The 13408-nt window shown below is 44.8% G+C and carries 8 protein-coding genes; all 8 read left to right on the forward strand.

The window, feature by feature from the left end:
* Positions 1-17 precede the first annotated feature (17 nt).
* The 8 genes from MH117_RS17890 (at position 18) to MH117_RS17925 (ending at position 13373) form a co-directional block, all read left to right on the forward strand.
* Positions 18-5621, forward strand: coding sequence for a type I polyketide synthase (locus MH117_RS17890; protein ID WP_239330857.1), 5604 nt, complete (start codon positions 18-20; stop codon positions 5619-5621).
* Positions 5622-5890: 269 nt separating this feature from the next.
* Complete coding sequence (locus tag MH117_RS17895; protein ID WP_239330859.1) at positions 5891-6562, forward strand: response regulator transcription factor; 672 nt, start codon at positions 5891-5893, stop codon at positions 6560-6562.
* Positions 6559-7983 carry a sensor histidine kinase gene (locus tag MH117_RS17900; RefSeq protein ID WP_239330861.1) on the forward strand — a complete coding sequence of 475 codons (1425 nt, stop codon included), beginning with the start codon at positions 6559-6561 and terminating at the stop codon, positions 7981-7983. Before MH117_RS17895 ends, MH117_RS17900 begins: the two co-directional genes overlap by 4 nt.
* 128 nt (positions 7984-8111) lie before the next feature.
* A complete protein-coding gene (locus MH117_RS17905; protein ID WP_239330863.1) occupies positions 8112-8978 on the forward strand; it encodes a carbohydrate ABC transporter permease in 867 nt (288 codons plus the stop codon).
* Between the two features lie 59 nt (positions 8979-9037).
* The gene (locus MH117_RS17910) at positions 9038-9880 is read left to right on the forward strand and encodes a carbohydrate ABC transporter permease (RefSeq protein ID WP_239331342.1); all 843 of its coding nucleotides are present in this window, start codon (positions 9038-9040) and stop codon (positions 9878-9880) included.
* Between the two features lie 46 nt (positions 9881-9926).
* A complete protein-coding gene (locus MH117_RS17915; RefSeq protein ID WP_239330866.1) occupies positions 9927-11060 on the forward strand; it encodes an efflux RND transporter periplasmic adaptor subunit in 1134 nt (377 codons plus the stop codon).
* A gap of 15 nt (positions 11061-11075) precedes the next feature.
* On the forward strand, positions 11076-12410 hold the full coding sequence (locus MH117_RS17920; protein ID WP_239330869.1) for an ABC transporter substrate-binding protein: 1335 nt from the start codon (positions 11076-11078) through the stop codon (positions 12408-12410).
* A gap of 306 nt (positions 12411-12716) precedes the next feature.
* A complete protein-coding gene (locus MH117_RS17925) occupies positions 12717-13373 on the forward strand; it encodes a fibronectin type III domain-containing protein (RefSeq protein WP_239330872.1) in 657 nt (218 codons plus the stop codon).
* Positions 13374-13408 lie beyond the last annotated feature (35 nt).

The raw sequence follows: 13408 nt of genomic DNA on the forward strand, positions 1-13408 counted from the left end.
AGGATGGTTGCAGACAAATGTCAAAGCGAGAACTAAACCGCAGCGCTAGCGATAATACCAGACGGGATGCGATAGCCGTTGTCGGCATGGGATGCCGCTTCCCCGGCGGAGTCAACAGCCCGGATCAATACTGGGACTTATTAATCAATGGAAAAGATGCTATTGTCGAAGTGCCAGCAGATCGCTGGAGCATTGCAGATTATTATCATCCTAACCGTGAACGAAATGGTAAGATGATTACACGTTTCGGAGGATTCATCGACGGAGTTGAACGGTTCGATCCCGAATTTTTTGGTATATCACCGCACGAAGCAGAGCATATGGACCCGCAGCAGCGTCATCTGCTTGAGGTCACGTGGGAAGCGCTGGAAGACGGGGGACATGTCCCTGCCAAGCTGCGAGGAAAGGATGTCGGGGTGTTTATCGGTGCATTTGCGCTTGATTATCATGCACTACAATTTGGAGATCCGTTTCAACGTAATGTCAGCCCCTATACGGCTGCAAGCAGTATGGCTACGATGTTGTCGAACCGGATTTCTTACATCTACGATTTTAGAGGCCCTTCCATGACCATCGATACCGCCTGCTCCTCCTCGCTTGTCTCCTTGCACCTTGCCTGTGAAAGCCTGAGAAGTGGCGGGAGCGAGATGGCTTTGGCGGGAGGAGTGCTCCTATCGTTTACTCCCCAGTATACAGTCGTCGAGAGCAAAGGTGGTTTTCTGTCTCCTGATGGACGCTGTAAAACGTTTGATGCGTCCGCAAATGGATATGTTCGTGGAGAAGGTGTTGGGGTGGTCGTACTGAAGCGCCTCGCAGATGCCATGGAAGCCGGTGATACGATTCAAGCGGTTATCGTTGCCAGTGGGATCAACCAAGACGGTCATACAATCGGCATTACGGTTCCTAATGGCAGTGCGCAGCTGCAACTGATTCAAGATACGCTGCGCAAGGCCGGTCTGAAAGGCACCGATGTCCACTATGTGGAAGCTCATGGGACAGGTACGCCAATCGGTGATCCCATCGAGGCTAAAGCTATTGGGACAGTGTACGGTGAAGCTCGTCTGGAGAGCAATCCTTTGTACATCGGTTCATGCAAAACGAATATCGGACATACCGAATCGGCAGCTGGCATTGCGGGTTTCATAAAAGCCGTGCTTTGCCTTCAACATCTCCAAATTCCACCAAATTTGCATTTCCATGAACCGAATCCTTCTATTTCTTTTGAGGATTGGAAATTGAAGGTTCCGACAGAAATAGAAACGTGGCCCGCACACAAAGGTCCGGCGATCGCAGCTGTCAATTCTTTCGGCTTTGGCGGGACTAACGCTCATGCTATCTTACGGGGGCCTTTGCAGCACGAGGAGACACGAACAATAAGAGCCGGAGATGCTAGGGTAAGAGCTTTACCAGAAAGAACTGTCGCTTCAGAAGAACAAGATTCCGTCAAGGAACGGGTCTATCTGCTGCCGCTATCGGCACGTAAAGCCGAGGCGCTCCCATTAGTAAACGAAGCTTATCTGCAACGTTTGACCCTTACCAACAACGTCCCATTCCCATCATTTCAAATGGAGGACTTATGCTGGAGCGCAGGTATGCGGCGCGAACATCACAACTACCGACAGGCAATCGTATTTCGACAGCGCGACGAACTGGTGCAGCTCCTCGACGCATCAGCTCATGGTGTTTCAATGAAGGGGATCATTCCCGAAAACAAAATATTAGGAGACGCATCAAAGCTCGTGTGGACCTTCTCCGGTATGGGGCCGCAATGGTATGGAATGGGGCGGCAGCTACTGAAGCAGGAACCGCTATTCCGTCAGACGATGGAGCGCTGTGACGCTTTATTCTTTTCGATTGCCGGTTGGTCAATACTTGAGGAACTTCGGAAAGAAGAATTAGACAGCCGCATGGACGAAACGGCTGTTTCTATGCCGATAAGCTTTATGCTGCAGGTGTCACTGGCTGCATTATGGCGCTCATGGGGCATCCTTCCAGGTGTGATCGTCGGTCATAGCGCGGGAGAAGTGGCCGCGTTTTACGAAGCAGGCGTTTACACACTGGATGATGCGCTGCGGGTCGTTTATCACCGCAGTCGTTTGCTTGATCGACTAAGCGGTACAGGGTCAATGGCGTTCGTTGCTGTTTCGGAGATGGACGCGGCCCAACTTCTTTCAGGGCTAGAAGACAAGGTATGTGTCGCTGCAGTCAACAGCCCTGTTTCAATCACATTGTCAGGTGATACACAGGCGATGACTGAAATTTTGAAACGCGCGGAGGAAAAATGTCTGTTTTACCGCTTGCTTCGAGTGCAAGTACCATTTCACAGCCATTACATGGAGGAGATCAAAGATGAACTGCTGGCCAGCTTAAAGGATATACCCACCCGGCTGGTCTCGATTCCACTGTACTCTACGGTAACCGCCGGTCAGGTCAATGGTCAGGATATCACTGCTTCTTATTGGTGGCGTAACGTAAGAGATACGGTTGCTTTTGCAGCCGTCATCGATCAGTTGATCAAACAAGGTTTTAATGCATTTCTGGAAATTGGGGCTCATCCGGTACTGTCTGGGCCTTTGACGGAATGCTTGGGGGGGAGTTCAGGAGTCGTGGTTTCCTCGATCCGTCGCAAAGAGGATGAATCAGAAGCGATGATGCATGCTCTTGCTGAATTGTATACCAGGGGTTTCGAGCCGAACTGGCAAGCGTTGTATCCGCACGGAATGTGGATGAAACCACCTTCTTATCCTTGGCTAAGGAACGCGTATTGGAACGAACCGGAGTTCATACGCCATATCCGTCAAGGTTATCGGGACCATCCGCTGCTTGGCAGACCGCTGCCAGGGGCAATGAAAGCTTGGGAAAGCGAAATCTCGCTGCTCCATTTCCCATATCTACAAGATCATCGCGTGCTGGATCAAATTCTATTTCCCGCAGCAGGCTATATCGAAGCAGCCATGGCTGCATTAACTCAAACGTTGGGCGATGGTAGCAGCTGCGTGCTGGAAGACATGGAGTTCCACAGAAGTTTGATATTATCGGATTCGAGTGCTTCACCTGTAATGCAGCACTATTTGGATATAGAGAATGGTACCTTCCGGATATATGCTGCGGCGGATGAGCAGCGGCAATCGTTCGTCCTTCTCGCATCCTGCCGCGTGCGACAGCTTCAGGGTTGGCAAAAGGTAGATCAGAAGGATATCATAAGCGCTCGGTGCACGACCCCGAATATAATTGAAAAAGACAAAGCGTACCGCATTTTAAAAAATTCGGGCTTTGATTATGGCCATTCGTTTCAGGGCATGGAGCGGGTATATCTTGGGGACGACGAGACATGGGTCGAAATCGTACTTCCAATGGACGAAAGTGAAACACGCGAGTATAGTTTTCACCCGCGCTTGATGGATGCTTGCTTCCACGCACTGCTTGCTGCCGAGTTTCCGATCGAAGGCGAGCTTCCTCAAGAGTCACAGCAGCAAGAATTTCGCATACCTGTCCGCCTAGGGCAAGTTAGCTTTTATCGCAAACCCGAAGGTCGTTTATGGGCCCACAGTATACTAATCGAACGTAATGAGACGTTGACCAGAGGTAATCTGTTAATATATGACGAACAGGAGAGACTTGTCGCACAATTCATGGACTTCGTGAAGCAAGCCGTCGACACTGGCGGTGGTAGAATGGACGGTAAACAAGCAGGGCGCTGGCTTAATCGTTTGGAGTGGCTTGAGTTGGAACGAATGTCACCTGAGTCTAATCCATCTACAGATAGCAGCACTCCGAGCGTATGGCTTTTTTTTGCCGACGCAGTAGGAATAGCAGAAAGAACAGCGGAAAGGTTAAGAAGCCGAGGGCATCGATGCATGTTGGTGGTCTCTGGGCATACTTATGCATTCGGTGGCGAGTGGCAGGAAAGTTGCATCGATCCTGAGGCTCCAGAACATTATGATCGATTGCTCGCCGATATGTCCCGAGCGGCTGGTGGTTCGACCGTAGGGGTTGTGCATGGTTGGAATCTGGACTTGCCATCTCCGGAAGAAATGACCATAAGGGATGCATCCTATAAATGGAGGATGATCAAAAACCGCGGCTGCCATTCTGTGCTTTACCTTATCCAAAGTATCGCTCGTAATCAAGCTGCCGCAGGGATTTGGATCGTCACACAAGGTACCCAGAGCATACCCGGAAATGAACGACCGATTGCTGTCTTCCAAGCAGCAGCTTGGGGACTGGGGCGCTATATCGGTCAGCAAGAACTGCGTGAGTATGGAAAAGGTCTAATCGACTTGGATCCTGGGGCAACGGTAGACGAGGCAGCACTATGTCTCATGGACGAAATCACAAATGAAAATGATGAGGAACAGCAGGTGGCTTATCGGCAAGACCGACGCTACGTGCTCCGGCTAAAGCGATATCATGAGCTGCCGCCCTCCTTGCCGCTGCAATGCCGGAATGATGGGACTTATCTTATTACAGGAGCCTTCGGAGCGATCGGGCAAGAAGCAGCTCGTCTGCTCGTTGAAAAAGGGGCAAGACACTTGCTGCTGCTCGGCCGGAAAACTCTGCCTGAACGCGAGACGTGGGACGATGCGATCATTGACAGTCAGGATGCTAAACGGATTGCTTTCATCAGGGAGCTAGAAGGAACAGGTGCGCATGTATCTGTTATAGGTATAGACATTTCTGACAAGGATGCAATTTATCACTTCATCAAGGGATACGAAACAAACTGTTCTTTACCGATTCTTGGGGTCATCCATAGCGCTGGAACAGTGAAGGATGTTCTTTTAATGCACATGGATAACAACCTATTTGACGAAGCTTATGATCCAAAAGCAAAAGGAGCTTGGAACTTGCACCAAGCCTTGCTACTGCAACCTCTTGAATTCTTTGTCCTTTTCTCATCGCTTGGTTCCTTGCTTCCAGCCGGAGGGCAAGGGAACTATGCAGCAGGTAATGCGTGTATAGATGCTCTTGCTGCTTATCGTCGCTCACTTGGCTTGCCAGCTCTTAGCATTAACTGGGGACCTTGGTCAATCGGGATGGTCGATAAGCTGCAGCTAATTGACATATTCCGTTCAAATGGAATCGACATCATCACACCAGCATTAGGTATGCGACTGTTAGAATATTTGATTGTTCAAAATATTTCCCAGGTCGTGGTACTTTCCGCCGGTTGGCGTGCGTTCCGCAAATTATATGACGGAATCAAGATGCTTGAGCTGCTTGACGAGAGTGAGGACCTAAGTAAGGATCTGTCAGCTGCGAAAGAAGCTATCATCGAACAGATCCAAACTCTTTCATCATCTGCGAGGGAAGCTGTGCTTATCGAATATGTGGAGGGATTCATCTCTGAATTACTTCATTTTGCTCGTGAATCGCTAGATACGACTAAATCACTTCCTGAGATCGGACTGGATTCGATGATGGCCGTCCAATTGCGCGCGCGGCTGCTGAATGAGCTCGGTGTCTCGCCGATGGTCGGGGAATTACTCAGCGGAAACAGCATTTCCTTATTATGTGATAAGGTTGTACGGCAATTCAATGAACAACATACTTTAGCCATGCTTCAACTCGCTGTTGAACAGAAAAAGGAGATAACTAACTTTAATCCAATTAGAGTATGATCGATTTGAAAAGAGGGGCTGCCAGCCTCTCTTTTTTGTTTAATCAGCTATGTAACACCATTATCAAATTGATTCTAATAATTTAAATCTAGGTCATCCTTTACCTAATCAAGTAATGTAAAAATCGAGGTGCAAGAAGTGTATAAGAGAGGGCGACATTTCCTATCTTCATTACAACTTCAGTTAAATTTCATCTGGATTTCATACAGCTTTAGTATACTCGTGGATGCACTAGCTGAGATTAAAATTATACATCGAGGTGAGCATAAGTGGCAGTAAACATTCTGGTTATCGAAGATGATCTTTATATTCAAGAGCTTATTCAAGAATTTCTTCGAGCTCAAGATTATGTTGTAGAAGTAGCTAGTGATGGAAGTGAAGGGTACAACAAGTTTCAACAAGGTACGTTTGATCTGGTCCTGCTGGACGTTATGCTGCCGAACATGGATGGTTATTCCGTGTGTAGAATGATTCGCAACAAACACTGCACACCCGTTATCATCATGACTGCGTTAAGTGAAGAGAAAGACCAGCTCAAAGCATTCGAGCTGGAAGCAGATGACTTCATTTCAAAACCGTTCTCTTTTAATGTGCTTGTCAAACGAGTCGAAGCTATCCTGCGGCGGTCTAAAACAGAGACCAAGCCCAAAGAGCTGTATTTTGACCGTCTCCGCTTGGATTGTGATAGCTATAAAGCTTATATTGATCAATCACTTATTGAAATCACAGTTAAGGAATTTAGCATACTTCAATACTTTTTAGAAAATGTGGGTCGAACGATTACGAGGGAGATGCTGCTGGATCGGATTTGGGGATATGATTTCTATGGAGATACGCGGATTGTAGACGCACATATTAAAAATATTCGAAAAAAGTTAGGATTGCCTTACATTCGAACGGTTAAAGGAATAGGTTACATTATAGATGGTGGTGAAAGTTGAAACGTCGTGGGATTACATTCAAAATATTTATAGTCACTACCATTTTACTTGTCGTGTCGGCTCTGATTTTATATCTTACGCTTTATTTTTTACTTCCTCCTTATTATTATCATAACAAAAAAGCAAAGCTTGAGGCTGGCGTGCATACATTAGTCTCCCAAATCGAAGCGAGTAAATGGGACAAGGCAAAAGATATACTGAAGGAGTTTGAACATCAGTACAACGCCAGTGTAATGGTTCAAAGTGAGAAAAATCAAATCATTTTTCCTAATGTTGTTTTTCTCAAAGATACTGATAACGCTAAAATAACGGGCTCCACTATGCCTCCTGTAGTAAGAGATGATACTTTTAATAAAATGATGCCTGTTTCTTTTGTAGGTGATCGTGAGCGATATCGTTTGATGGTCACGGCATCACTCCAGCCTGTTGATGAGGCAGCAACCGTTATATTGACGTTTCTACCCTACATGGTAATCGTAATTCTACTGCTTTCCTTTGTTGGTGCATATGTGTATTCTCGACTCATTGCACGACCACTGCTTGGCCTAAATGTTATGGCTAAAAAGATGGCCATGCTTGATTTCAGTACAGATTTCGACTTCAAGTCAAATGACGAAATTGGAGAGCTGGCAAGTTCATTAAATAAGCTGTCTCGCAATCTGCAACGCTCAATGGAGGAGCTTCATCTGGCTAATTCACAGCTGACAGACGACATCAAAAAAAAGGAAGAACAAGAAATCCAGCGACGGGAGTTTGTTGCGATGATTTCGCATGAATTGAAAACCCCGATTACTGCGGTATCAGGCCAATTGGAGGCTATGATTCATAATATTGGACCTTACCGCAATCGAGATAAATATTTGCTGCAATCACATCAAATTACGCAAGAGATGGAGAAGCTTGTTCATGAGATACTTGATATTTCGAGCCTAGAAAGCCAGGAGTTCAGGCCGCAAATCCGAACTTTGAATGCTACGCTGCTGCTGACAAATATAATAGAGAACTATCAATATTTTTGTGATACCAAAAAGATTAAGCTTGTAAGCGACATAGCGGAGAACGTCACGCTGCAGGCTGATGAACGTTTGTTGTCTAAAGCAGTGTCCAATGTATTAAGCAATGCAGTCAAATATACCCCTAAGGGGGAGGTAGTAAGTGTACACCTTTTTAAAACTTTGGATGGCATACAACTGGATGTAATGAATTCAGGCACGCATATCGAAGCGAATGAGCTACCTCATCTCTTCAAACCTTTTTATCGACTAGAGAAGTCACGAAGCCGAACGACAGGAGGTAGTGGACTTGGTTTATACATTGTACAAAAGGTATTGGAAGCACATCATGCCCAGTATAAATTAACAAATGAAGCCAATGGCGTAAAGTTTTCTATGAGTTTCCCAAGAACCTGGAACGATACTTAGTTCCGGGTTCTTTTTCTTATTCCATTCATACGTACTTCATATGAACTTCAAGTTGACCCAATATACTAGGCTCCATAGAAGCGGGAAACATACCGATTGATGATGTTACCGATATGGAGGAGAAGCTTATGAATATACACCGTGTAAAGATTAAGGAGATGTTAACTGCTTGTTGCTTTCTCGCTCCAAGTCTTATCGGTTTTGCGTTGTTTTATTTAATTCCATTTGGTACAAGCATCCTGTACGCCTTCCAGGATCGTCTCACGGCTGCATGGACGCTCGTTAATTATTCAGATTTGCTTTCCAGCTTGTCATTTCAAAAAGCAGCAGCAAATACCATCCGATTCACCGCTATAAGCGTACCGTTGCTTGTTACTTTATCTCTCATTGTGGCAATGCTGTTAAACCAGCGTGTGTTCTTCAGAAACTGGCTGCGAACAGCATATGTGCTGCCATTAATCGTGCCGGTGGCTTCTATCGTGCTCTTTTGGCAGATCATGTTTGATTGGAACGGGGTATTTAACGCTTTTTTGCAATACGCAGGTTGGAGTCGCATCGATTGGATGAAATCAGAATGGTCTGAGGCGGTTATCATTCTTATCTATGTATGGAAGAACATTGGATACAACGTTGTTTTGTTTCTGGCGGGCCTACAAAATATTCCTGAGCAATATTATGAAATCGCAGATCTGGAAGGGGCAGGGCCAATACGTAAGTTGTTTGGCATCACGTTAATCTATTTGACACCTACGATGTTCCTGGTCATCCTGATGTCCGTATTAAATTCATTCAAAGTGTTTCGGGAGACGTATCTCATAGCAGGAGCTTATCCGCAAGATCGCATTTATATGCTGCAGCACTATATGAACAATATGTTCTTATCGCTGGACATTCAGAAGTTATCTGCAGCAGCGACACTTATGGCAGTCTGTATTGTCGTATTGGTTGCTTGCTTGTTCCTAATCGAGCGCATGTTCCGCTCATTTATGGAGTAAGACGCATAACTACATGGGTTCAGGAGGTTGCACAAGTGGGCAAAAAATTTAAAGAAAATATGCTGTCACTCTTACGAACGATTGGATTAACGATTTTTGCACTTCTGTTATTTGTCCCGATTTTAGTTACAGTTGTTAATTCTTTGATGCCAGAACGAGAGATTTTCGCAAATTACGACATGCTTGGAAGTTCGAGCAGGAACGATTTCGTTAACTTGAAGCTGATTCCCGATTGGGTCTCCTTTGGACAATATTTTAAGGTGCTCGTATCCACATCGGGATATTTACACATGTTCTGGAACTCTGTGTACATGGTTGTGCCAATAATAATCGGGCAGGTGGCAGTGGGGGCATTAGCAGCCTACGCTTTTGCAAAATTTCGTTTCCCGGGTAAAGAGTTATTGTTTTTCCTTTACCTGACAGCGATGTTAATGCCATTTCAAGTCACGCTTGTACCCAATTATTTAATGGTAGACCGTCTTGGACTTTTAAATAGTTCCAGTTCCATCATTCTCCCAGGGATATTCGCTGCGTTTGGGGTGTTTTTGCTAAGGCAATTTATGCTCCAGATTCCCACGGCCTACATGGAAGCTGCCAAAATAGATGGCGCGAGTTATTTACGCATCTTTGTGTCTATTGTATTACCAATGGTCAAACCAGGGATTGCAGCACTTATTGTACTGTTATTCGCTGACAACTGGAATATGGTCGAGCAGCCGCTCATCTTTCTCCGTGATGCGGAATTACAACCGCTCTCCGTATTTCTGTCCAGCCTGCAGAAGGAAGCCTTCGGGGTTACATTTGCCGCTTCTTGCCTTTATATGGCGCCTATGGTGCTGCTATTTCTAAATACGGAGAAGTATTTTATTGAAGGGATTCAACTTTCCGGTATTAAAGGGTAACGCCTCTTAACATCGATCATTCACCATAGTACAGGGAGGAATTGAAATGCTGGCTATACGCCGCCATCTGCTGCGTTATTTGTTTATTGCGTTTTTTGGACTATTGGCCGTGCTGACCTTGTTCAGCAATACCTTTCAAACGATGATGCTGCCAAAAGTGACGACAGAAAATGCCGCTACCAAATTGTTATCTCTAGTCATTGAAGGCAGTGGGACGATCACCTATAAGGAGCAGGAAGATTTGATTAGTGACAGTAGCACAAAAGTGACCAAAGTTCATGTTAACAAAAACGATGATGTTAAGAAGGGCCAAGTACTTGTAACATTCGATAATTCTGCACTTAAGCAGCAGTTGCTAGATGAAGAAGATGGGCTGAAAAGGCTGCTGTTAGATATCGATGCACAAAGAGAACAATACATTGCTGCGAAAAGAGAAGAAGATGCAGAGGCATTACGGCAGGTAAAGCGTGAACTTGACAAACAACAATTAAGTGTAAATACACAACAACGAAAGATTGATAGCTTGCGCAGTGATTTGTCAAAAAATAATACGATAATGGCTCCTTATAGTGGGCGGGTATTGGATATTCAAGCGAGAGAGGGCGGGATACTCTCCAGTGGATCGACAGCGCTAACCCTAGCAAAATCCAGCGCTGGATTCCATTTTTCATTTGCCACAGATGTAAACGCATCTGAACTCATGCAGCTCGGCGAAAGTGTACAAGTCCGTGTGAAAGATGAAAAAGAATGGACGGTGACGGGTACGATCACAAAAATCAAGGAAAGTTCAACACCTGATAATCAGGGGGCAAAAGGAGAAATAGGTGCTATGAACAACGAGCAGGAGGATACGAAGAAGATCATTGAGGTCACGATGAAGGATAACAATTTGAAAGGAGGTGAGCAGGCAAGCATGTACATCGACAAACCGCTTAAGCAGCAAGGGTTGGTCTTACGTAAAGAGGTCCTTAAGAAAGATAGTACAGGAAGTTATGTATTTGTTGTGCGAGAAAAGAAAAGTCCGTTAGGCAATACGTACACCGCACAAAAAACACCTGTGAAGACGGGAAGTGAAACAGAAGATGAGGTAATTATACTATCTGGTCTTACCCCAGTAGCGGATATTATTGTAGAAATGAGTGAACCGTTGCAAGATGGCAACCGGGTTCGACTAAATTAAAAAGGAATGATAATAATGAACAAAAAATGGTTGCTACTCTTTATAATCGCCATGTTATCTATAACGGCTTGTACGTCAAATCATGCAGATCCTGTATCGGATTCTTCCCCTTCACCCGAAGCTGGAGGCAAGAAAACAGTCGTTGTTTCCGTACTGCATGTAAACCCTTTTCTAGAAACGGTCGTTGAAAAGTTCGAGGCCTTGCATCCTGACATTTATATCGAACTTAAAAGCTATCCCATTAGCGGCGGCTTGATAATGACTGGATTAGAGACTGAGAAGTATGTGCAATCGGTACTTACTGAAGCGATGTCCGGGAAAGGAGCGGATTTGATAGAAATGAGAAACTTGCCAGAAGACAAATTGGTGGATAAACAGGTATTGGCTAACATAAATGATCTCATGACAAATGATTCATCGTTTGATAAGCAGCAGTATTTCCAAAACATATTCCAGTCACCACAAGGTGCTGAAGGTCTGTATTCCATGCCTGTTAATCTGATGCTGGATATGATGGTGGGTAAGCCCGATCTTTTGAAAAAGGTGAACGCTAACATTGACGATGGGGCATGGACATGGGAGCAGCTTAAGGATATCACTAAGAAGATACAGGCTCAGCAAGGCAAGGAAATATACGCCTTTGCCGGACTTCCACCAGAGATGATCATGTCTTACTTCCTTGAGGATAGCTATCGAGAATTTGTTCTGGATAATCAGCAAGCCAATTTTGACTCCAACGAATTCAGATCACTTATGCAAAATATTAAAGCGATGTACGATGAAGGGCTGATTAATGCCAATGACGAGAACCAAGAGGGTATGAGTACTTCCGGTGACGGAAATAAAAATAGCTTGTTCTCTTATACGGGAAGTAACAGAGCAGAAACTCTATTGAGCAAATTAGTAGATTCGAATAGTCAAATGTTCCAAAGACCAACGATCAGCGGTCAACCTCGCGGTTGGACTTACAAATCTAGCAACAGCTTTGGTATGAATCGTAACTCCAAAGTTCAAAAGGAAGCTTGGGAATTTCTGAAGTTTATGCTCACAGAAGAGGTGCAAGCTTCGGACTACATGATGGGGATTCCCCTGCATAAGGGAGCAAATGAGAAAAAGCTTCAGGAAGCAGCGCAAAAATTGGCTGCAACTGTGCCGGATGCCAAGTTATTGGAGGAACAAATTCAGTACGCGCAAAAAGTCCTTGAGACAGCACACCCAAGCTTTTCTATTGATAAAAAAATCGAGACTATCGTCCAAGAAGAGTTTGATTCCTATATGAATGGCCAGAAGTCAGTGGAGGAAGTAAGCAAGTTGATCCAGAATAGAGTCAGTACCTATTTGAACGAGTAAAATCACTGACGGTAGGATGTAGAATAGAATCACGAACTAATAATCGCAGATGCCCGCCACATACTATGGGGCGGGCATCTGCGATTGGCTTTAGAATCAGGTAATCAGCTTAACCACCCAAACATCAAAGGTGCTGGAGAATACACACTATGTTTAGCTGCTCTCTATTAATCAAATTTCTTTCCTGTAATCTATTATATTATCTTTATTAATATCACACATCGTGGTAAGCTCGATCATGTAATCAAATATGTAATAAAATGTATTTGATGATTAGAAAACTCAAATGGGAAAGGTGGTAACGTTATGAGGAAGTGGATGATGGTTATTTGGGCAATGGTAATGGTTTTGTCGCTTAGCAGCTCTGTATTTGCAGACGGAAATTTTACAAGCAGCACCGTGAACTTAGGGAAGGATGCTAACGGAAAACGACAAGTACAAATCAGCTGGAATCCGCCACCTGGTAAGGAAGTGAGCCATTATGAAGTAAAGCGGCATGACGTTTTTTATGCTTGGTTTTGGTGGGATATATGTAATAATACAACACAAACGACTTGCATAGACAACAAAATATCGCAGAAGGGAACATACGATTACTTTGTGATTGCACATCTAACGGATGGAACAAAGATTGAGGCACCGGTGTCACGCATACCCGTAGCGGACTACTTGGGCGTGCCTGCTGTCCCGACCATAACTGTTTCTTCTTTGGGCAATCGAAATTATAAGGTCGGGTTCTCCATCACAAGCGGAAATAACGCGGACTTCTGGTATTTGTACCAAAACGGGAGCTGCACGTCTACCTGCTACCCTTTTCAAGATATATTAAATGAAAATGGAAACAATCCTCAATCTGCCTCTCTTACTCTAACACTCCAACCTGGAACTTACGTATATACTTTGAAACTAGTAAATACTTATGGGGTAACCTGGGCCGTTCCATACACCTTAGTTGTACCCTAAACCCTGATCCTAATCTAGCATTTCAAAAAAAGGAG

Source organism: Paenibacillus sp. ACRRX (assembly GCF_022346885.1).
GTDB lineage: Bacteria > Bacillota > Bacilli > Paenibacillales > Paenibacillaceae > Paenibacillus_B.

Bases quoted from the DNA above. Each gene is read 5' to 3' on its own strand.
- MH117_RS17925 (WP_239330872.1), top strand. From the start codon at position 12,717: ATGAGGAAGTGGATGATGGTTATTTGGGCAATGGTAATGGTTTTGTCG.
- MH117_RS17910 (WP_239331342.1), top strand. From the start codon at position 9,038: ATGCTGTCACTCTTACGAACGATTGGATTAACGATTTTTGCACTTCTG.
- MH117_RS17890 (WP_239330857.1), top strand. From the start codon at position 18: ATGTCAAAGCGAGAACTAAACCGCAGCGCTAGCGATAATACCAGACGG.
- MH117_RS17915 (WP_239330866.1), top strand. From the start codon at position 9,927: ATGCTGGCTATACGCCGCCATCTGCTGCGTTATTTGTTTATTGCGTTT.
- MH117_RS17920 (WP_239330869.1), top strand. From the start codon at position 11,076: ATGAACAAAAAATGGTTGCTACTCTTTATAATCGCCATGTTATCTATA.
- MH117_RS17905 (WP_239330863.1), top strand. From the start codon at position 8,112: ATGAATATACACCGTGTAAAGATTAAGGAGATGTTAACTGCTTGTTGC.